Annotated in this window: 16 protein-coding genes; 5 read left to right on the top strand and 11 right to left on the bottom strand. The window is 55.7% G+C overall.

Going from position 1 to position 22,225, the window contains the following annotated elements; translation table 11 throughout:
- Positions 1 to 28 precede the first annotated feature (28 nt).
- A complete protein-coding gene (locus AWR26_RS06205) occupies positions 29 to 1,093 on the top strand; it encodes a hypothetical protein (RefSeq protein ID WP_064564366.1) in 1,065 nt (354 codons plus the stop codon).
- Between the two features lie 64 nt (positions 1,094 to 1,157).
- Here the strand turns inward: AWR26_RS06205 and AWR26_RS06200 are convergent, their stop codons facing one another.
- From AWR26_RS06200 to AWR26_RS06180, 5 genes are read right to left on the bottom strand one after another with little or no spacing between them, the layout of a single operon-like run.
- Complete coding sequence (locus tag AWR26_RS06200; RefSeq protein WP_167351141.1) at positions 1,158 to 1,313, bottom strand: hypothetical protein; 156 nt, start codon at positions 1,311 to 1,313, stop codon at positions 1,158 to 1,160.
- Between the two features lie 37 nt (positions 1,314 to 1,350).
- Positions 1,351 to 2,742 (bottom strand): efflux transporter outer membrane subunit, encoded by a 1,392-nt coding sequence (locus AWR26_RS06195; RefSeq protein ID WP_064568967.1) that lies wholly within the window; start codon positions 2,740 to 2,742, stop codon positions 1,351 to 1,353.
- Between the two features lie 9 nt (positions 2,743 to 2,751).
- Positions 2,752 to 5,853, bottom strand: coding sequence for a multidrug efflux RND transporter permease subunit (locus AWR26_RS06190; protein ID WP_064564365.1), 3,102 nt, complete (start codon positions 5,851 to 5,853; stop codon positions 2,752 to 2,754).
- Positions 5,850 to 9,038 carry an efflux RND transporter permease subunit gene (locus AWR26_RS06185; RefSeq protein ID WP_064564363.1) on the bottom strand — a complete coding sequence of 1,063 codons (3,189 nt, stop codon included), beginning with the start codon at positions 9,036 to 9,038 and terminating at the stop codon, positions 5,850 to 5,852. Before AWR26_RS06185 ends, AWR26_RS06190 begins: the two co-directional genes overlap by 4 nt.
- The gene (locus tag AWR26_RS06180; RefSeq protein WP_064564361.1) at positions 9,035 to 10,258 is read right to left on the bottom strand and encodes an MdtA/MuxA family multidrug efflux RND transporter periplasmic adaptor subunit; all 1,224 of its coding nucleotides are present in this window, start codon (positions 10,256 to 10,258) and stop codon (positions 9,035 to 9,037) included. The genes AWR26_RS06185 and AWR26_RS06180 overlap by 4 nt, the downstream gene beginning before the upstream one ends.
- A 380-nt stretch (positions 10,259 to 10,638) precedes the next feature.
- On the opposite strand from AWR26_RS06180, the gene AWR26_RS06175 reads away from it, so the two are divergent.
- The 4 genes from AWR26_RS06175 (at position 10,639) to flhC (ending at position 18,834) form a co-directional block, all read left to right on the top strand.
- Complete coding sequence (locus tag AWR26_RS06175) at positions 10,639 to 14,562, top strand: PKD domain-containing protein (protein WP_064564359.1); 3,924 nt, start codon at positions 10,639 to 10,641, stop codon at positions 14,560 to 14,562.
- 88 nt (positions 14,563 to 14,650) lie between these two features.
- Entirely contained in the window at positions 14,651 to 17,404 is a 2,754-nt protein-coding gene (locus tag AWR26_RS06170) for a carbohydrate-binding protein (RefSeq protein WP_064564357.1), read from the top strand.
- A gap of 534 nt (positions 17,405 to 17,938) precedes the next feature.
- Positions 17,939 to 18,280, top strand: a complete 342-nt coding sequence (flhD, locus tag AWR26_RS06165) for a flagellar transcriptional regulator FlhD (RefSeq protein ID WP_043952598.1) — start codon at positions 17,939 to 17,941, stop codon at positions 18,278 to 18,280.
- Between the two features lie 11 nt (positions 18,281 to 18,291).
- The gene (flhC, locus tag AWR26_RS06160) at positions 18,292 to 18,834 is read left to right on the top strand and encodes a flagellar transcriptional regulator FlhC (protein ID WP_064568966.1); all 543 of its coding nucleotides are present in this window, start codon (positions 18,292 to 18,294) and stop codon (positions 18,832 to 18,834) included.
- A gap of 95 nt (positions 18,835 to 18,929) precedes the next feature.
- Here flhC and AWR26_RS06155 read toward each other — a convergent pair whose 3' ends face one another.
- The 6 genes from AWR26_RS06155 to fliN form a co-directional block, all read right to left on the bottom strand.
- Positions 18,930 to 19,523, bottom strand: a complete 594-nt coding sequence (locus AWR26_RS06155; protein WP_074922539.1) for a response regulator transcription factor — start codon at positions 19,521 to 19,523, stop codon at positions 18,930 to 18,932.
- A gap of 80 nt (positions 19,524 to 19,603) precedes the next feature.
- Positions 19,604 to 20,383, bottom strand: a complete 780-nt coding sequence (fliR, locus tag AWR26_RS06150; protein WP_043952596.1) for a flagellar biosynthetic protein FliR — start codon at positions 20,381 to 20,383, stop codon at positions 19,604 to 19,606.
- Between the two features lie 2 nt (positions 20,384 to 20,385).
- Positions 20,386 to 20,652, bottom strand: a complete 267-nt coding sequence (fliQ, locus tag AWR26_RS06145) for a flagellar biosynthesis protein FliQ (RefSeq protein WP_064564353.1) — start codon at positions 20,650 to 20,652, stop codon at positions 20,386 to 20,388.
- Between the two features lie 13 nt (positions 20,653 to 20,665).
- Positions 20,666 to 21,322 (bottom strand): flagellar type III secretion system pore protein FliP, encoded by a 657-nt coding sequence (gene fliP / locus AWR26_RS06140; protein WP_269467843.1) that lies wholly within the window; start codon positions 21,320 to 21,322, stop codon positions 20,666 to 20,668.
- A gap of 101 nt (positions 21,323 to 21,423) precedes the next feature.
- On the bottom strand, positions 21,424 to 21,819 hold the full coding sequence (gene fliO, locus AWR26_RS06135) for a flagellar biosynthetic protein FliO (protein ID WP_064564349.1): 396 nt from the start codon (positions 21,817 to 21,819) through the stop codon (positions 21,424 to 21,426).
- The gene (fliN, locus tag AWR26_RS06130; protein ID WP_064564347.1) at positions 21,819 to 22,223 is read right to left on the bottom strand and encodes a flagellar motor switch protein FliN; all 405 of its coding nucleotides are present in this window, start codon (positions 22,221 to 22,223) and stop codon (positions 21,819 to 21,821) included. Before fliN ends, fliO begins: the two co-directional genes overlap by 1 nt.
- Positions 22,224 to 22,225 lie beyond the last annotated feature (2 nt).

Genomic DNA, 22,225 nt, shown 5'->3' with positions numbered 1-22,225 from the left:
AATGGGTTATTGAAATAAAGGACCAGCAATGATGAATGAAGAGACTAACCCACCGCAAAACAACACTATTGAAGATGATGCCGCCTACTACAGGCGAAATTACCATGTGGATATCAGTAAAGTTGCCACCGAATTGCATCGGACGGATAAATTCATTATCTATTTAAACCCCAGGGATGAACTATCATGGTTTATAAATCATATACCGGATCATGCAAAAAAATCATATGCAGAGTTTTGTCGATTAAACAGTCTGATATCGATTAACCTGACTAAACACAATGCTATAAATGCTTACAGACTTATCGCCAGTGCATTGAACAGTAGCCTAAGAGCGCAGGAAGAACAAACTATTGCCCAACTCTACAAAGATGCATATGAGTATTACGAAAAAAACAAAGGCGAGATAAAAAAAATAGTTATAAGAAGTGCACAATATTGTATCTACATCACACGAAAAAACACCGTTACCTGGTGGCATGGTCGTACCCCCTCAGAACATGTCAAACTTGCGCAGGCTGAATTTGAGAATACAAATTCAATGGCGGAACAATGCCTTAATGAAAGCTATAGCGAAGCTATTGCCAGTAAGCTCGGAGCAGCATTGTCTATGGCCTTCTCAAAAGAGAATCCACAGGAAATCAAAGCCTGTTTTGATGAGGTGAGAACCTTTGTCGCTGCGAAGGTGCAATCACACCTTAAACTATGGCTGTTTATCACCAATGCCAGCGTAAGCGCGATGTTTATCGCTATTGCTTTTTTCCTCTCCTGGTGGCTTCCGGATCTGACAACCTATTTTTTGTGTGCCGGCGCAGGCGTCGTTGGCTCAATGGTGTCGAGCTTACAACGAAATAAAACAGTAGAATCCGACGGCTATGTCAGCAACTACGGCTTATATTGCGAAAGTATTTCTCGTTTAATTATTGGTGCCTCTTTCGGCGTGCTGGTTTTACTTGGCGTAATGTCCGATCTCTTTCTTCCCTTAATTAAAGGAAATATGCAGGCCATTATCTGCATGTCTTTTATCGCTGGTTTTTCTGAACGTTTTGTGCCGGACTTAATTGATAACGTGGCAAAAAAACAAAAAGAGTGATCTTTTTGCTTTACCCTACGTAACTCATCGAAAAAAGGCGCATCCTGCGCCTTTTGTTCGTTGATTAGCGCATTCCCGGCCCCTGATACATACCACCACCGCCGTGACCGCCACCGCCAGGGCCACCGCCGCCGGGTCCCCACGGTCCCCAGGGACCAATACAACCGGTCAGCGCACAAGCGCTGGTTAACATCAGCACGGCAAACACCACTTTTTTCATATCCACTCCTCAGGGACATCACAGGTAAAACAAAACATTATTCGGACGGGCTGGCATGCCAGCCGCCGCCGAGCGCGGCAATCAGTTCGACGCTCGCCACCCACTGCGTGCTCTGTAGCGCCAACAGGCTCTGCTGCTCGCTCAGGCTGCTGTTTTCGGTAGTGGCCACGTCGAGGTAATCAATCATCCCGGCTTCATACTGGTTGCGGGTCACGCGTGCGGATTCCTGCGCCGCATCGGAAGCGCGCTGCTGCGCGGCGATTTCTCCTTGTAAGGTATTGAGTTCCACCAGCTCGTCTTCCACTTCCTGCAACGCCTCCAGCACCGTTTGCCGGTAGGTCGCGACTTTGCTGTCATACGTCGCGCGCGCCTGATCGACTTGTGCAGACGTCGCGCCGAAATCGAGTAGCGTCCCGCTCAGCGATGGCCCCAACGACCAGACGCGGTTCGGCAGTGAGAACAGGTTCTGAATAGCGGAGGCGCTGACGCCGCCGCTAGCGCTTAGGCTCAGATCCGGGTAATAACCGGCCACCGCCACGCCAATCGCCGCATTGGCCGCGGCGACGTTACGCTCGGCCTCGGCAATGTCCGGTCGGCGCTGTAGCAACCCGGCGGGCAAGGTTTGCGGAATAGCGGGCATGGTGGCGTTGAGTTTTGCCACCGGCAGGCTGAAATCGGCAGGCGCTTTGCCCAGCAGAATGGCGATGGCGTGCTCCAGTTGCGCGCGTTGCCACTGGTAGTCCTGCGCGGTCGAGCGGGCGCTTTCGAGCTGCATTTGCGCCTGCGCCAGCGTACCGCGCGATTCGCTTCCAGCCTGATATTTATTGTTGATAACCGTCAGATAGCGCTCATAAGCGGCAACGCTGCGCTGGTAGAGGGCGATTTTTTCGTCCATCACCCGCAGTTCGAAATAGTCCTGCGCCAGTTCGGATTGTGCGCTCAGCGTCATGTTTGCCAGCTCAGCCGCGCTGGCTTCGGCGCTGGCGCGGTTCTCTTCCAGCGTGCGTCGCTGTTTCCCCCATAGATCCAGTTCCCAACTGGCGCTGAGTTCCGCCTGGTGCGCATTGCCGGTGCTGCGCTGCCCGTTGCTATGGCTGCTGCTGCGGGTGGTACTGGCGTCATAACTGACGGAGGGAAATAGCCCGGCGCGCGACTGCGCCGCCAGCGCTAACGCCTGGCGGTACAGCGCGGCGTAACTGGCGACGTTCTGGTTGGAGAGGCTCACCTGGCGCAGTAGCGCATCGAGTTGCGGATCGCGGTACACCGCCCACCACTCGCCTTTGCTTGCGCTATCCTGCGGCGTCGCCTGCTGCCAGCCGCGCGCCTCTTTGTAATGAACCGGCAGCGCCATCGACGGGCGCTGATAGTCCGGGCCGACGGTACAGCCGCCAAGCAGCAATAAGATGACCGGAGTCAGACGTAACGACATTTTCATCAATCAGGATCCTGCATGGCGCAGACGACGCCACTGACGGCGGGTCGCGCGGCTAAGCGTATCGAGCCAGAGGTAAACCACCGGCGTCGTAAACAGCGTCAGTAGCTGGCTGAGCGCCAGACCACCGGCAATCGCCAGCCCCAGCGGGCTGCGTAAATCGGCATCGCCGCCGCTGCCCAGCGCCAGCGGCAAGGCACCAAAAAAGGCGGCAAGGGTGGTCATCATGATCGGGCGAAAGCGCATCAGGCAGGCCTGTACGATCGCCTGCTGCGGTGTCATCCCCAGCCGCCTTTCGGCGTCCAGCGCGAAGTCGATCATCATGATGGCGTTCTTCTTGACGATGCCAATCAGCAGGATGATGCCGATCAGGGCGATCACCGTCAGTTGGGTATTGCTGAGCAGTAACAGCAGCAGCGCGCCAACGCCTGCCGACGGCAGCGTGGAGAGGATCGTCAGCGGATGGATGTAGCTCTCGTACAGCATGCCCAGCACGATATAGATCGCCGCCAGCGCGGCGACGATCAGCCACGGCATCGTGGCCGCCAGTTCCTCATAAGCTTTCGCCGTGCCCTGGAACCCGGCCTGAATCGACGCGGGCAGACCGATTTTCGCCATCGCGGTTTTAATCAGGCTCTGCGCCTGCTCCAGTGAGACGCCATCATTGAGGTTAAAGGCCACTGTGCTGGTCGCCGACTGCCCCTGGTGCGCCACCGACAGCGGCGCATTCCCGCTGACAATCGAGACAAACGCCGCCAGCGGCACGCGGTCGCCATCGTCATTAATCACGAACAGTTCCTGCAATATCGCCGGATCGCGGGTGTAGTTATCGGCGAGCGTCATCACCACGTGGTACTGGTTCAGCGTGTGATAGAGGGTGGCGATCTGCCGCTGGCTGAACGCGTTATTCAGCAGGGTATCGAGCATGCTGACGTTAACCCCGAGGCGGCTGGCGCGATCGCGGTCGATCTGCAACACCACTTCCTGGCCGCCGGTTTGCGAGTCGGAATCCACGCTGTTCAGTTGCGGGATCGCCGCCAGTGCCGCCTGCACTTTTGGCGTCCACTCGCGCAGCAAATCAAGATCGTCAGCTTGCAGGCTGTATTGATAACTGGCGTTGGCGCTGCGCCCGCCAATGTGCAGATCCTGCGCCGCCATCAGAAACATTTGCGCACCGGGCACGTGGCTGGTTTGCCGGCTCAGCCGGTTGGCGATTTCAGTCGCGGTGGCGTCGCGCTGGCTAAAATCCTTCAGCCGGACAAAGAAGTTGGCGCTGTTGCGTGAGCCGAACATGCCGCTGCCCATCGATGACATCACGCTGTCCACCGCCGGATCGGCCTCGATCTGTTTGGTGAACATCTGCACTTTCGGCTCCATCGCCTGGAAGGAGATATTCTGATCGGCACGCACCGCGCCCATCAGCAGCCCGGTGTCCTGATCGGGGAAGAAACCTTTCTGCACCACGCTGTAGAGAAAGACGTTGAGTATGACGGTGAGCAGCAGGCTTAACATCACCACTTTCTGATGCGCCATCACCCACGTCAGCCGCCGCGAGTAGGCCGTCAGCAGGCGGTTAAGCTGATTTTCAATCCAGCGGTACAGCGGATGACGGCGTTCACCAACGGCGGGTTTGGCTTTCAGCAGCCGCGAGCACAACATCGGCGTCAGGCTCAGGGAGACGAACATCGAAATCAGCAGCGCCACGCTGAGCGTTACGGCGAATTCGCGGAACAGCCTGCCGATAATGCCGCCCATCAGCAGGATAGGGATAAACACCGCCACCAGCGAAACGGTCATCGACAATACAGTGAAACTGACCTCACGCGCGCCGCGCAGGGCCGCACGTAACGGGCTAAGCCCCTCTTCGATATGGCGGGCAATGTTCTCCAGCACCACGATCGCGTCATCAACCACAAAGCCGGTGGAGATAATCAGCGCCATCAATGAAAGATTATCGAGGCTGTAACCGAGCAGATACATCACCGCGCAGGTGCCAATCAGCGATACCGGCAGCGCCAACGCCGGGATCAGCACCGCCTGCGCATTGCGCAGGAACACAAACACCACCGCGATCACCAGCAGCACGGCGATCAGCAATGTCTCTTCGGTGTCATACAGCGATTCGCGCACCGTACCTGAACGGTCGACCACCACTTTGAGCTGCGTATCTGCGGGCAGATCTTTCTCAAGCTGCGGGAGCTGCGCTTTCACCGCATCGATGGTCTCCAGCATATTCGCGCCCGCCTGGCGCTTGATGCCCAGCATCACCGACGGGCTGCCGTTGAGGAAACCGGCCTGGTATTTATCTTCGATCGAGTCATAGACGTTGGCGACATCGCTCAGGCGCAGCGCTTTGCCATTCTGATAGGTAATGATCAGCGAGCGGTACTGCGCGGCTTTGTCGAGCTGGCCGTTGCCATCTACCACCCAGGATTGCGTATCGCCCTGCAACATGCCTTTCGGCAGATTGGTGGTACTGTTGGCGACAGCCTTGCGCACGGTGTCGAGCGAAATACCGTACTGCGTCAGACGCTGCGGTTGCAGATCGATGCGCACCGCGGGCAAGGCGCTGCCCATCAAAGACACTTCCCCAACGCCTTTCACCTGCCCGATAGCCTGCTCAATTTTGCTTTCCGCCAGATCGTAGAGTTCGCCCGGCGAGCGCGTCGCGGAGGTGAGCGCCAGCATCACGATCGGCGCATCAGACGGGTTGGCTTTGCGGTACGTTGGTAAGGATTCCATGCTGCTCGGCAGCAGGCTACGCGCGGCATTAATTGCCGCCTGCACGTCACGGGCGGCACCGTTGATGTCGCGGTCGAGATCGAACTGCAAAACAATGCTCGCCGATCCCTGCGAGCTACTGGAGGTCATCTCAGTAATACCGGCGATCTGCCCAAGCGATCGCTCCAGCGGCGTGGCAACGGTGGCCGCCATGGTTTCCGGGCTGGCACCGGCGAGGCTGGCGCTGACCATAATGGTCGGGAAATCGACCTGCGGCAGCGGCGCGACCGGTAACAGCCGGTATCCGAGGCTCCCCAGCAGCAGGATAGCCAACGTGATCAGCAGCGTGGCGACCGGGCGGAAGATAAACAGACGCGTCAGGTTCATGATTTCGCCTGCTGCCGACGTTTTATCCAGCGGCTACCGCGCGTGGCGAGGCCGTCAAACCACAAATAGATCACCGGCGTGGTAAACAGCGTCAGCATCTGGCTGACCACCAGCCCGCCAACAATCACCAGCCCCAGCGGCTGGCGCAGTTCCGCGCCCGAACCGGAAGCCAGCATCAGCGGCAGCGCGCCAAGCAGCGCCGCCATGGTGGTCATCATGATCGGTCGAAAGCGCAATAAACACGCCTGATGAATCGCCTCGCGCGGGCTGAGCCGCTGCTTGTATTCGGCTTCCAGCGCAAAGTCGATCATCATAATGGCGTTCTTTTTCACGATGCCGATCAGCAGGATCACGCCGATCAGCGCAATCAGGCTGAAATCGGATCCGGCCAGCATCAGCGACAGCAAACCGCCCACCGCCGCCGATGGCAGCGTGGAGAGGATGGTCACCGGATGGATAAAACTTTCATACAGGATGCCGAGCACCACATACATGGTGAGTAGCGCCGCGAGGATCAGCCACAGCGTATTGCTGGTGGCGCTCTGGAAGGCGTCGGTTTCCCCCTGGTAGCGCAGGGTCATGCTGGAAGGCAACTGCAACTGCTCGCTCACCGCAGCAATGGCTTTTTGCCCATCCCCCAGCGAATAACCGTCATTCAGATTGAACGAAATCATCGCCGCCGGGAACTGGTTCAGGCGCATATGCATCAGCGAACCGGTACGCTGGTGAATGGTGGCAATCGAAGTCAGCCGTACCATGCCGCTGGTGCTGCTTGAGGTTGAGCGGGTCGAACTGCTGCTGGTGGACGACGAAGTGCTGGTCGAACTGCTGTCTGATGACGAAGAGGCACTGCTGGTTGACGGTTGCAGCCAGACATCATCAAAAGAGGCCGGTGATTGCTGATACTGCGGCGCGACTTCCAGCACCACGCGATACTGGTTCGACTGGGTGAAAATGGTCGAAACCAGCCGCTGACCAAACGCGTTATACAGCGCCGTATCCACATCGGAAGCGGTAATGCCAAAGCGGGCGGCTTTATCGCGATCCAGCGATACATACGCCACCCGCCCCTGCGATTGCAGATTGCTGACCACGCCGTTAAATTCCGGGCGTTTTTGCAACGCCGCCACCATTTTCGGTACCCAGGTAAGCAGATTTTCGCTGTCGGCATCGTCAAGGGTGAACTGATACTGGCTGGGCGTCACCTGGTCGTTGACCGTCAGATCCTGCGCCTGTTGCAGATAGAGCTGAATGCCCACCACCTGCTGCGCCGCCTGCTGCAACTGTTTGATCACCACTGGCGCTTTATCGCTGCGCTCAGCGAACGGTTTCAGGTTGATCTGCAACCGTCCGCTGTTGAGGCTGGTGTTGTTGCCATCAATGCCGATGGTTGACGAGAGGCTCTCCACCGACGGATTCTGCAATATCACTTTCGCCAGCGCCTGCTGACGCTTCGCCATTTCATTGAACGACACGTCCTGCGAGGCAATGGTCACCCCCTGAATCAGCCCGGTATCCTGCACCGGGAAGAAGCTTTTCGGAATGGCGATATAGAGCACGGCGGTCAGCGCAAAGGTCGCCAGCGCCACCAGCAACGTTAACTTGCGGTGGTTAAGCACCACGGTCAGCAGACGGTCGTAGTGATGAATTAAGCGGTCAAACAGTTCCTCGCCCTTGCGGGAAAAACGCGACTGCTGTTCCGGCGGAATATGCCGCAGCAGGTAAGCGCAGAGCATCGGCGTCAGGGTTAGCGACACCAGCATCGAAACGAGGATCGAGACCGCCAGCGTAATGGCGAATTCGCGGAACAGCCGCCCGACCACATCGCCCATAAACAGCAGCGGGATCAGCACTGCAATCAGCGAAAACGTCAGCGAGATGATGGTAAAGCCAATCTGCTGCGAGCCTTTCAGTGCCGCCTGCATCGGCGTTTCGCCCTCCTCCAGCCGACGGGAAATGTTCTCCACCACCACAATCGCATCGTCAATGACGAACCCGGTGGCGATGGTCAGCGCCATCAACGACAGATTATTGAGGCTGAAACCGGCGAGGTACATCACGCCAAACGTACCCACCAGCGACAGCGGCACCGCGATGCTCGGAATGAGCGTTGCCGCCACACTGCGCAGAAACAGGAAGGTCACCATCACCACCAGCGCGATCGACAGCATCAACTCAAACTGCACATCGCTGATGGAGTCGCGAATGGTCTGCGTGCGATCCGAAAGAATGCTCATCTTCACGCCGTCCGGCAGCGCCGCCTGAAGCTGCGGCAGCCGCGCTTTGATGTTGTCCACCACCTGAATCACATTCGCGCCGGGCTGGCGCTGCACGCTGATGACAATCGCCGGGCTGTTATTGGCCCACGCCGACTGGAAGCTGTTTTCCGGCCCCTGCTCAATATGGGCAATGTCTTTCAGACGCAGCGCGGCACCGTTCTGATAGGTCAGAATCAGATTGCCGTACTCCTGCGCCGTGCGCAGTTGGTCGTTGGCATCGATGGTGACCGAATGGTACTGGCCGTCAAAGCCGCCTTTCGAGCCGTTAACGTTGCTATCACCGATCAGCGTATTGACGTCTTCCAGCGTCAGGCCGTGCGCCGCCAGCGCTTTTGGGTCCATCTGCACGCGAATCGCCGGTTGATGGCCGCCTGCCAGCGTCACCATACCGACGCCGGAAATCTGCGACAGTTTCAGCGCCACGCGGGTGTTGACCAGATCCTGCACGCTGGTCAGCGGTAAGGAATCCGAGCTGGCAGCCAGCGTGATGACGGCGTTATCCGCCGGGTTCACCTTTTTGTAGGTCGGCGGGTTCGGCAGGTCGCTCGGCAGCAAATTGTTGGCGGCATTGATGGCCGCCTGCACTTCCTGCTCGGCAACGTCCAGCGACAGATCGAGCGAGAATTTCAGGGTGATGATCGACGAACCGCCGGAACTGGAGGAGGTCATCTGGCTGAGCCCCGCCATCTGCCCAAGCTGGCGCTCCAGCGGCGACGTAACAGACGAGGCCATCACATCCGGGCTGGCGCCAGGGTAAAGCGTGGTCACCTGAATCGTCGGGTAATCAACCTGCGGCAACGCTGAGGTGGAGAGAAAACGGTAAGCAAAAATGCCGCTGATCAGCACGCCGACCATCAGCAAAATGGTGGCGACCGGACGTTGAATAAACAGACGGGACGGGTTCATTTCGCGCGGGCCGCCGCCGTTGTTGCCGGGCGTTCATCCACAACCGACACTTTGCTGCCCGCGCTGAGACGATCGATCCCTTCGGTTACCAGCCTGTCGCCCGGCGTAACGCCGGTGAGCACCACTTGCAGGTTATCCTGCCAGGCCGGGCCGGTCGTTACCACTTTGCGGGTAACGGTATTGTCTTTGTTGATCAGCCAGACAAAAGTGCCATCGCTGCTCAGTTGCAGCGCCTGCGACGGCACCACCGTGGCCTGTTTCAGCACGCGGGTCTGCAAGCGCAGATTGACAAACTGGTTGGCATACAGCGCTTCGTTCTGATTGGGGAACAGCGCTTTCAGGGTCACCGTACCGGTGCTGGTGTCGATCTGGTTGCTGATGAATTTCACCGCGCCCTCGTCCAGCACGCTGTTGCTGTCGGCATCGAAAGCGGTCGCAGGTAACGTCTGGCCGCTGTGCAGCGTTTTCGTCAGTTCAGGAATATCGCTTTGCGGCACGCTAAAGGTCACCGCTGCGGGCTGCATCTGGGTAATGATCACAAGCCCGGTAGTGCTGGAACTTTGCACCATATTGCCCGGATCGACCAGCCGCAGGCCGACGCGCCCGCTGACCGGCGCGGTAATCCGCGCGTACTCAATGTTCAGTTGCGCGCTGGCGATCTGCGCCTCGTCGGACGCCACTGCGCCGCGATACTGGCCAACGGTAGCGATTTGCGAATCCAGATCCTGGCGCGCCAGCGAGTCCTGCGCATACAGCTTGCGATAACGCGCCAGCGTCAGTTCTGCGCTTTGCAGCAACGCTTTGTTTTCACTTAATTCGCCCTGGTACTGTTTCAGCGTCGCCTGGTAAGTACGCGGATCGATCTGCGCCAGCAACTGCCCGGCTGACACTTTTTGCCCTTCGGTGAAAAACACCTTTTCCAGTTGCCCATCCACCCGGCTGGTGACAGTGACCGACGCGTTGGGGATCACGGTGCCGAGCGCATTCAGATAAACCGGCACATCCGCCACGCTTGCTGTACCGCTATGCACCAGCGTGGTTCCGGCACCCCTTTTCGCCATCGGCCCGCCGGGACCGCCGCCCGGAGGGAAATCGCCGCCCGGCCCTTTCCCCACAGGCAGCAGACGCCACGCCACACCGGCTGCAATCAACACCAAAATCAACACTATTAGCCATTTGAGCCAGCGGGAGCCATTGCTCGGGGATACGTTCGTTTTCATTGAATTCTTCTGGTGGACGGGAAAAGAGTCGCTACTATCCGGCGAGGGAAAACCTGTCGCCGGTTATATCCCGTTAAACTCACATGAAATTATGAAGATAATTGCTTTGGCGATATTTCAATTTATTTCAATATAATTCAAATAAATAATATGGAGAAAATAAATCAACTTTAATAATATTAAACAGTTCTTTCCATGCCGTAACAAAAATACAGAATACTCTCACAGACAAATAAAAACCGCTTAACCAAATCGCCAGTCTCCTTACCAGTAGCTTCATAACCCTACCATTATCGAAGCTATTTCCCATATTCATACGCCTACCCCCTCAGAATAATACTCCCGCATCGGGAAAACATAATTTATGGACAATTGAAACAATGAAAATTAAATCATTGGCGTTACTGATCTGCGCAGTACTCCCCTCTTTCTCTGCGCTGGCGGAAAATATTCCGGTTATTCAGATCGCGTGGAAAGGCAATACTTACCCGGCCATTATGGTCAAAATGAAGGCCGCCCCGGGCCTCACTCGTCAGCAACTGCCCGCGCTGTTAACGCTCGACGATCCCTCTCTTAGCGTTAACGCGGCATTTAAGCACGCCACCGCACGCGGGACAGAAATAAGCGAGTTGCAGGCGCTGGATGCGAAATACGGTTTTGACCGCTACCTGCGCATTGCTATTCCGGACGAACGCAAACGTGATATCGCCTATATCAATGGCATCGTCGAAGAGTTGAAACAAAATGCCAACGTCGAAGTGGTTTATCCGGAAGCGGAACTGGTGCCGCACGACGCTGTAAAAACAGGGCGCACCGCGAAGCAACTGAAGGTTATCGATTATCGCTCGTTGCAGTATTACACCAAAGGGCCGAATGACTCTTCCCCCTCCTACAGCCTCGGCGGCGTGAACCGCGATAGCGTAAATCAGTTTGAAGGTCATGACGGTTCCAACGTCACGATCTTGTCCCATGAGCTGGGCATGTGGAACCAGAACCATATTAACCTGCCCAAAGCGGCCTTTATTCTGGGTACACCAAATAACAACCAGGCGATGACGGACCATGACACCGCATCGGTGGGCATCATGGCGGCAACGGATATCGGTGCGGGCGTGAAAGGCCTGGCCTGGAATACACGTATGGCGTACGCCGCAGCGGGCAGCGATCAACTCTATAATGCTATTCCACACCTGCAAGCCGGGGACGTGGTGCAGATTGGCTTTGAGATCTCCGGTGGTCAGCAGGCCGGTTGTGCCGACGTGTGCGCTCTGCCGCTCGAAAGCCAGCAGGCGTACTTCGATGTGCTGAAAGCGCTGACGGACAAAGGCGTACACGTGATTGAAGCCGCCGCCAACGGCAATGTTGACCTCGACAACAGCGCGTTCGGCGGCCTGTTCGATGTCAAAAAACGCGATTCCGGTGCCATTCTTGCGGGTGCAATCAACCCGGTAGACAGCATGCGCGCCAGCTTCAGTAACTACGGCAGCCGCGTCACCAGCGCAAGCTGGGGTTTATATGTCACCACTACCGGCTATGGCGATCTCGCCAGACCGAATGCCAACGAAACCTACACCTGGCAGTTCAGCGGCACCTCGTCGGCTAACCCGATTATCGCCGGGGCCGTCGCCAGCCTCTCCAGTATCGCTAAAGCGCACGGTAAAACCGTTACTCCGCGCCAGATGCGCGACATCATTCATGACACGGGTACTCCGCTTGCGAGCAATACCTCCACGCTTATTGGCACCCAGCCGGATATGGGCAGAGCGGTAGAGAAGATCCTTGAGCTGGACGGCGAAGTCATCTCCGGTGAAGCGCCGGTTATCAGCGTCGATCGCGCCACCATCAATACCGTTGCCACCAGCACGAGCTGGAGCTATCCGGTGACCGCCAGCAGCGATCAGGCTAACGTCTCCTGGGAGTGGAAATTCATTTCCGGCGACAGCAGCATCCGCCTGAGCAATACCAGCAGCGACAGCACCTCGATTATCGTCCCGGCCAACGTGGGCGATACCCAGGCGCGTTTCCAGGTGACGGCGACCAACGGCAGCGGTAAATCCTCCACCACCGACGTCACGATCGTTGTTACACAGCCGACAGTGGTTATCGTCGGCGTGGACAGCATGGACACCAACAGCCCGGCCAGAATGTTCGCGCAGGCCAACTTTGAGCAGGCAAGCTATGCCTGGCAGTTGCTGAAAGATGGCCAGCCAGTGACTGGCGGCATCGATCAGAACGGCCAGATCAAAGCCGGTCTGCCTGCGGGCAACTATGTGGCAGAAGTGACCGCCACCAATACCTCGCAGGGCACGCGTACGGCCACCACCCGCCACAGCATTAGCGTGACCGGTGAAGCGGTACAGAACAACGATGCTGCCTTCATTCAGGCCTTGCAGATGGCGATTTCCGCCACCGATAACGAACGCAGCGTCACCTTCAACGGCAACGTCACTTCCACACAAGCGGCGACCAGCACACCGACCTATAGCTGGGTGTTGCCAGCGGGCGCACAGGGCAGCTCTGACGGCCTGCCTTCGCAGCGTTTCACCATCAATAAAACCAGCCAGCCGCAGACACTGACGGTGAACGTCACGGTAAACGCCGGTACTGAATCCCGCGTACTGACGCAGACGCTTACCGTTCCGGCACTGACCAGCAACGGCGGCGTAAACGACAAAGCCCCCGTCCTCAACGTTGATCGTCGCATTATCAACACCGTTGCCAGCAATGTGGCCTGGAGCTACCCGGTTGTTGCCAGCAGCGATCAGGCCAACGTTACCTGGGAGTGGAAATTCATTTCCGGTAACAGCAACATCCGCCTCAGCGGCAGCACCAGCGACCGCACCTTCATCTCTGTACCGGCGAATGCGGGCAATACGCAGGCTCGCTTCCAGGTGACGGCAACCAACAGCAATGGCAAAGCCACCTCCACGGAAGTTTCGATTGTGGTGGCGCAACCAGCAGTTGTTATTGCCGGGGTGAAAAGCATGGATACCGCCAGCCCGGCGAAACTGTATACCCAGGCGAACTTCGAGCAGGCAGGCTATGCCTGGCGTCTGCTGAAGGACGGCCAGGTGGTCAGCAACGGCATCAATCAGAACGGCCAGATCCAGTCCGGTCTGACGGCCGGTGACTATGTGGCTGAAGTGACCGCCAGCAACACGGCGCAGGGCACCCGTACGGCCACCGCGACACACGCGATCAAAGTGACCGGTGAAACCGTGCAGAATAACGACGCCGCGTTTATTAAAGCGCTGCAAATGTCGTTCTCCACTACCGATAACGGCGACAGCGTGACCTTCAACGGCTTCGTCACCTCTTCGACCGTGGCAACCAGCGCACCGACCTATAACTGGTCGCTGCCAGCAGGCGCGCAGGGCGGCAGCAACGGTCTGGCGTCCCAGCGTTTTACCATCGCCAAAACCAGCCAGCCGCAAACCCTGGCGGTGAATGTCACGGTGAAAGCCGGATCGGAATCACGCGTGCTGACGAAGACCGTCACCGTTCCGGCGAAAGAAGTGACGAACACCGATGCTGCGTTTATCAACGCGCTGCAAATGGCGCTCTCTTCCACCGATAACGGCAACAGCGTCACCTTCAGCGGCAATGTCACTTCTGCACAGGCCGCCACCAGCGCACCGACCTACAGCTGGTCGCTGCCGGCAGGCGCGCAGGGCGGCAGCAACGGCCTCTCTTCTCAGCGCTTTACCGTCGCCAAAACCAGCCAGCCGCAAACGCTGTCTGTGAATGTCACGGTGAAAGCCGGAACGCAATCCCGCGTGCTGACGAAAACCATCACCGTTCCGGCGAAAGAAGTGACGAACACCGATGCTGCGTTTATCAACGCGCTGCAAATGTCGCTCTCTTCCACCGATAACGGCAACAGCGTCACCTTCAGCGGCAATGTCACTTCTGCACAGGCTGCCACCAGCGCACCGACCTATAACTGGTCGCTGCCAGCGGGCGCGCAGGGCGGCAGCAACGGCCTCTCTTCCCAGCGCTTTACCATCGCCAAAACCAGCCAGCAACAAACGCTGGCGGTGAATGTCACGGTGAAAGCCGGAACGCAATCCCGCGTACTGACGAAGAGCATCACTGTTGCGGCGCTGACCAGCAATGATGACGGCGGCTATCCGCAGTGGGTCTTTGGTACCACGTATAAAGCCGGTGATGTGGTGACGCATAAAGGCAAAAACTTTGAGTGTGTTGTTGCAGGCTGGTGTTCTCAGGCCGGTGAGTTTTCTCAGTTGCATTACGAGCCGGGCGTCGGGCTGAACTGGAACATGGCATGGAAAAACCATAACTGACGCTTTTTAACCACCCAGGGTGGCGTCCCGCACGCCGCCCCTTTTATTTGGCAGCAAGTAGCCCCCCAACGAAGGGAATCCACACGCAATGAAAATGACTACCCTGGCGCTGATGATTTGCGCCACCCTCTCCTCTTCTGTTGTCTTTGCCGACAGTCAGCCGCAGACCAATACCGCCTGGGAAGGCAATGCCTACCCGGCCATCGTGGTCAAAATGAAAGCCGCTTCCAGCCTGACCCGCCAGCAGCTGCCCGCGTTGCTGAACCTGGACGATGAGTCACTTAACGTCAGCGCACAGTTTCAGCACAAAGCTGCGCGCGGCGCAGAGCTGAGCGAATTACAGGCGCTGGACGCGAAATACGGTTTTGACCGCTATCTGCGCATCGCCATTCCGCAGGATAAAATGCGCGATGTGGCCTATATCAACGGTATCGTGAATGCGCTGAAAGAGAATCCGCATGTTGAAGTGGCTTATGCCGAGCCGGAGCCTGTTGCCCTTGATGAAGCCACGGCGACGCGCAGCGCCGCCGTTACCGTGGGCGATTATCGCGATCAGCAGTATTACGCCAAAGCGCCGAATGAGTATGGCCCCAACCGCCGCATGGGCGGCGTCAACCGTGACAGCGTCAATCAGTACGCCGGGAACGACGGTTCGAACGTGACGCTGGTGTCCCATGAAATTGGCCTGTGGAATCAGAACCACATCAACCTGCCGAAGGCGGTGTTTACCTCAGGTTCCGCCTCCACAAATTACGCCTCGATGGATCATGACACCTCCTCTGTTGGGGTGATGGCCGCCACCGATATCGGCGCGGGCGTGAAAGGCCTGGCATATAAAGTACGGATGGCGCACGCCGCCTCCGGCAGCGGAAACCTCTATAACATCATTCCCAAATTGCAGGCCGGGGATGTGGTGCAGGTGGGGATCCAGATCAGCGGTGGTGAGGTGACCGGCTGCCAGTACAACTGCTGGATGCCGATGGAGTTATACCAGGATTACTTCGACGTGATCAAGGCGCTGACCGACAAGGGTGTGCACGTTATCGAGGCTGCGGGTAACGGCGGTATTAACTTTGATCACAGTGCGCTGGGCGGCAAGTTTAACCTCAATGTCCGCGACTCCGGCGCCATCCTGGTCGGCGCGGCCAACCCGGTATATGCGACGCGCGCAGGTATCAGCGGGTTCGGCAGCCGCGTGGACAGCAATAGCTGGGGCTACTATGTTACCACCACCGGCTACGGCGACCTCGCATCGGGGACGAATGCTAACTATACCAATACCTACAGCGGCACCTCTTCCGCAAACCCAATTGTTGCCGGAGCCGTCGCCAGCCTGTCCAGCATTGCGAAAGCGCACGGCAAAACCGTGACCCCGCACCAGATGCGGCAGATCCTGCGCGAGACGGGTACCGAGCTTGTGGGCGGTGCCGCCAACCAGATTGGCACGCAACCGGATATGGGCAGAGCGGTGGCGAAGATTCTGGCGCTGGACGGTGAAAACAGCGTCGAAAAAGCACCGACGATCACCGTGGATCACAGCACGATTAATACCGTCGCTACCAGCCTTGACTGGAGCTACCCGGTTGTCGCTACCAGCGATCAGGCTAACGTATCCTGGGCGTGGAAATTCGTTTCCGGCAACAGCAATATCCGTCTGAGCAGCACCAGCGGCGACCGTACCATTATTACGGTGCCGGGAAATATCGGTGATGCGCAGGCAGTATTCCAGGTGACCGCCACCAACAGCAGCGGCCAGTCCACCAGTTCGAATGTCACCATCAACGTCGCGAAAGCGGCGGTGACGATCACCGGTGCCACCAGCATGCTCGCTCACCAGCCGGTAAAACTGCAGGCGCAGGCGAACTTTGCACAGGCAAGCTACGCATGGCGGCTGCTGAAGAGCGGTCAGGTGGTCAGCAATGGCATCGATCAGAGTGGTTTGATCAAAACGGGCCTGCCGGCGGGGAATTATGTCGCGGAAGTGACGGCGACCAGCTATGCGCAGGGTACGCGCACCGCCACCTCCACGCACAACATCAAAGTGACCAGCGAAGCGCAAAACACCGATGCCGCGTTTATCAACGCGCTGCAAATGGCGATCTCCTCTACGGATAACGGCGACAGTATCACCTTTAATGGCAGCGTGACCTCCGGTACAGCGGCGACCAGCACGCCGTCTTACCACTGGCTGCTGCCAGCGGGTGCGCAGGGCAGCGGCAACGGCCTCTCTTCCCAGCGCTTTACCATCGCAAAAACCAGCCAGCAACAAACGCTGGCGGTGAATGTCACGGTGAAAGCCGGATCGGAATCGCGCGTGCTGACGAAGACCATCACCATTCCGGCGAAAGAAGTGACGAACACCGATGCTGCGTTTATCAACGCGCTGCAAATGTCGCTCTCTTCCACCGATAACGGCAACAGCGTCACCTTCAGCGGCAATGTCACTTCTGCACAGGCTGCCACCAGCGCACCGACCTACAGCTGGTCGCTGCCAGCAGGCGCGCAGGGCGGCAGCAATGGCCTCTCTTCCCAGCGCTTTACCATCGCCAAAACCAGCCAGCAACAAACGCTGGCGGTGAATGTCACGGTGAAAGCCGGAACGCAATCCCGCGTACTGACGAAGAGTATCACCGTTGCGGCGCTGGCCAGCAATGATGACGGCGGCTATCCGCAATGGGTCTTTGGTACCGCGTATAAAGCCGGTGATATCGTCACGCATAAAGGCAAAAACTTTGAGTGTGCTGTTGCAGGCTGGTGTTCTCAGGCCGGTGAGTTTTCTCAGTTGCATTACGAGCCGGGCGTCGGTCTGAACTGGGGAATGGCGTGGAAACTCGTTAACTAAGTCAGCCCGTTATCAAAGGCGATGATATCAGTCATCGCCTTTTTTATGCATTTTGTTAATACCGCGCAACATCTGAATTTATATCTCCCCAATAAATAACAGCTTATTAAAGCTTATTAACACCCCGCCTTTAATTTCATTTACGCAAACACAGCAAATAGATAAGAATGTATTTCCTTATCATTTAGAGCAGCTAAATTAATGATACCAGGAACATTCACCCAATAAATGCATCCTATTGAAACAAAAAAGAAAAACATCCCCCAACCATTTTAAACTGACGAAATGCCTACTTTTTTACTTTCAATTGTATTGTTAGCCATCATTCTTTTGTGTATCCTTATTTTCGTCTTAAGAATACTCCCTTAAGAAACTACTCAATAAGCGCACTATGATGCGCCGTAGTATGAAGTTAATTTATTATTAAATTGTTATTTATTTTTTTATTATCGAAATAAGTGGTTGCTCGCTTTTATTAAATTAAGAAAAACATCGTTAACAGATTGTTGAGATGTTGTTCTCAGGAGCAAACACATGCACGAACAAAAAATGAATGAGCAAATGCAGTCTATTGAGGATCTGAACCTGTCCTATCTGTTACTGGCACAGCGTCTGATTCGCGAAGATAGTATTGCGGCAGGTTTTCACCTCGGGTTGAACGAAACCACGATGGAAACCATCAAGGGCTTATCTCTTCCGCAGCTCATTAAATTGTCATCAACCGGCCAGCTGATTAGCCGACTGCGTATTGATGATGAAGCACTGATTGCTTGTTTGACAAAAGAATCCCGTATCGATGCGCTTCAGCGTTTCCATACTGGCATTATTTTATCGAGCAATTTGCTTTCTGAAGACAACGAAAGCAAAGCCGCATGAGGGATGACATGATGTGTGATAAAAGCATTATGTCTGAAATCAGGGACGCGCAAATCGCCATTGAGTTAATCACTTTTGGCGCCAGAATGCAGGTTCTGGAGAGCGAAACTGGCCTCAGTCGTCGCAAGCTGTTGAAACTTTATAAAGAACTGAAAGGCTGTTCACCCTCAAAAGGTATGTTGCCGTTCTCTGCGGACTGGTATATGGCCTGGGAACAGAATATTCATTCTTCTATTTTTTATAATATTTATTGTTTCATCAAAAAATCTGTATCTGGTCGCCCGGTAGAACTGATGCTGAAAGCATACCGTATTTATCTGGCGCAAGGTTTAGCGGATACAGAGGAAAAACCGGTACTGGATCTCACGCGGGCGTGGACACTCTTACGGTTTATTGATAACGGCATGATAAAACAGACCGAATGCAGCGAATGCAAAGGAAAATTTATTACCACGCCAGAACATATGTTTAACGGTTTTACCTGTAGCTTATGTGTTCCGCCATCGCGGGCCATGAAAAAAAGCGACAGATTAAATCAGTCAGCTTCTGCGTGAGTTCGTCGGGATAAATATTAATACAGTGCTTGAAACGTTTTCGGCGGCCTCGCATCTTCAGGAAGATCCTGAAAATGCGAGGCCGTCGCGTTTTATTATTCGGTAAACATACCGCGATAATAAGTAGGGCAAATATTCAGGCGCATCAGAATATCACGCCGGTGAACATAAGCTGTTTTCAGGCTGATCCCCAACGAGTCCGAAACCTGCTGCGCACTGGCACCACAGGCCAGCATGCGAAGCACTTCACGCTGACGCAGCGTAAGCAGCGGCGTAGTAGGGGTTCTGCGTTGCGGAAGTTTCTTTTTTCTCGCCAGATGGCTTGCCAGAAACTCAAAAATTTCCGTCATTGATGCATGCAGCCCTATTACCGGGATCTCCGGAAATAATGCGGACAACAGTGAATTATCGCTATCACCTAATAACACGCAGGGTAAATCTGCTTTTTCCTTGCGCATATTATCAAACAGGTGCGACATATCTCCGACGTTGGTTGCATCTGTCGCAATTCCCACCACCAGCCGCAGTTTGTTATTTTTCACCTGGCGCATCTCTTCCGCGCGGCGAATATGGTAAACCTTCAAACTGGGTCGATAGAGTTTAATTAACTTGATTAGACCTGATGCAGCAAAAATATCCCCACTGTGAACCAACACATGTGCGGCTGCTAATGATAATTTTCCGTTCATAGCCCCCGGGCCTGTTTTTACGTCACCTCATGTGAACGTAGGTTGTCAAAAAAACGCAGGGCTTATTGTCCCTGCGTGTGTTAACCGAACCCTTTCAGAATGATAAAAAGGGTGTCGAAAATGCCCGCCATCATGTTTTCAAAGAAGGGGGCAAGCGTGTACATCACCAGCGACATGGCGACCATGCCGACAGTCAGCGAGACGGGAAAACCGACGATAAAAATTGAAAGTTGCGGTGTCAGACGGTTCAGCACCCCCAGCGTGAGGTTGAGGCACAGCAGCAACGTAATGACCGGCAGACCGAGCATAAAACCGTACTGAAAGATCATGCGGCCCGCGCGGACGATCTCCATCATCCCCGTGGCGCCCATCGGCGCGGCGCTGACCGGGAAGGCGTTGAAGCTGCTCGCGACCACTTCCAGCAGATAGAGGTGACCATTAAAAACGAGGAACAGCAGCGTCACGCACAGGTTCAGCAGGCGGGCCACCACCGGCATATTGGTACCGCCGCTCGGGTCGTAGACCATCGCCATCGACAGCCCCATTTGCATGCCAACTAATTCACCGGCATGGCGTACCGCAACAAAAATCAACTGTACAGAGAGGCCAATCGCGATGCCGATGATGAGCTGCTGGCAGCCGGCCATCAGGCCATCCAGCGAGGCAATCGCAATGCCCGTGTCGGGTAGCTGCGGCGCAATTAAGAAGGTTGAAACCAGCGCCAGCGCAATTTTGATGCGCGCATTAACCTGTTTTTCACTGAAAATCGGCGCGGTGCCCAGTAGTGCGAGAATGCGCAGGCACGGCCAAAAGTAATGATTTACATACGGATACAGGCTGGCCAGAGAGAGCGTAAGCATCGTTAACGAAGGCTGGCAAGCGAGCTAAACAAACCGTGCATATAATCCACCAGCGTCGCCAGCATCCACGGCCCACAGGCAATCAGCACCACAACAATCGTCAGGATCTTGGGAATAAACGACAGAGTCATTTCGTTGATCTGTGTCGATGCCTGCAAAATACTGACAATCAGGCCCGCAGCCAGCGCGGCTAACAATAAAGGCGCAGCAATCAGCAACCCAACTTTGGTGGCCTGAAACGCCAACGACATTACACTTTCCGGAGTCATTCTCTTCTCTCACTTAGCGGAAAAAACTGTCTGCCAGCGAACCGATAATCAGTTGCCACCCATCCACCAGTACAAACAACATCAGCTTGAACGGCAGAGAAATTGTCGCCGGGGGAACCATCATCATCCCCAGCGCCATCAAAACACTTGCCACCACCAGATCGATGATCAGGAACGGGATGAACATCGTGAAACCAATCTGGAAGCCGGTTTTCAGTTCGCTGGTCACGAACGCGGGCACCAGAATGCTCATCGGAACATCCTCGGGCGTATTAAATTCAGCGGCTTTCGCAATGCGGGAAAAGAGCGCTAAGTCCGTTTCACGGGTCTGTTTGAGCATAAAGGCGCGCAGCGGCTGCGATCCTTTCTGCAACGCCACTTCCATGGAGATTTTGTCCTGCGACAGCGGCAGCCAGGCTTCGTCATAGATGCGGTTAGCCACCGGCGACATCACGAAAAAAGTCAGGAACAGCGCCAGCCCCAGCAGCACCTGATTAGGCGGCGTACTGGCAGTGCCGAGCGCGTTGCGCAGCAGACCGAGCACAATCACGATACGGGTGAACCCGGTCATCATCAGCAGCACCGCAGGCAAAAACGTCAGCGAGGTCATTAACACCAGTGTTTGCACCGGCAGCGACCAGCTTTCGCCATTCGCGGAATGGGTAAGCATGATGTCGTTATTTGCCGCCCAGGCGAAGTGCGCTGGCAGCAGGATCCCCGCCAGCACGGTGCCGAGGCCAATCACTCTGGATGTCAGACGAGAGACGTTTTTCATGACTGGCTCCTGCTGGCGCGCTGTTTAAAACACTGAAGCAAAGAGGCCTGAAAGTCAGAAATCACCGGCATCGCCATGCTGCTCTCTTGCTTTTCCATCGTCATCAGAGGCGTGATGCTTTGTTGCGTCACCCCCAGCAACAGCCATTTATCATCAACCTCAACCACCACCAGCCGCTCACGCGAACCGATGCTCTGGCTGTGTTTCACTGCCAGCAGGTTATGGCCTTTAGCGACGCGGGAAACCACGCCAGTGCGACGGAGAATCCACGCAACCGCCACAATCATCACCAGCACCAGCGCCAGTGATCCAACGATATTTCCCATGGAAATCGGGAAGGTCGCCGCTTCTGTGGTATGCGGCGCAACAGTATTCAGCGTCTGGGTATTCATTATCTGCTCAGCCGATGCATGCGCTCAGAAGGGGTAATAATATCGGTAATGCGAATCCCGAATTTATCGGAAACGACAACCACCTCGCCCTGCGCAATTAAATAACCATTAATCAAAATATCGAGCGGTTCACCCGCCAGGCCTTCCAGAGAAACAATTGAACCTGGGCTAAGTCTTAACAGCTCTTTAATTGTCATTTTCGTGCGCCCGAGTTCCACGGTCATTTTCACCGGGATATCAAGCACCAGATTTAAATCGTCAGTAAAATTCACCACAACATCTTCTTTTTCTGCAGATTGCATGGCTGTACCGTTTTCGGTGGTCAACTGTTCACTCATCGCGTCGCCCCAAAGATCGTCAAGTGATGATTTTTTTGCACCAGCAGAATGTTCAATATCGCTCATGT

It is taken from the genome of Kosakonia oryzae, from assembly GCF_001658025.2.
GTDB lineage: Bacteria > Pseudomonadota > Gammaproteobacteria > Enterobacterales > Enterobacteriaceae > Kosakonia > Kosakonia oryzae.
This window is presented reverse-complemented; position numbering and strand designations above follow the sequence as displayed.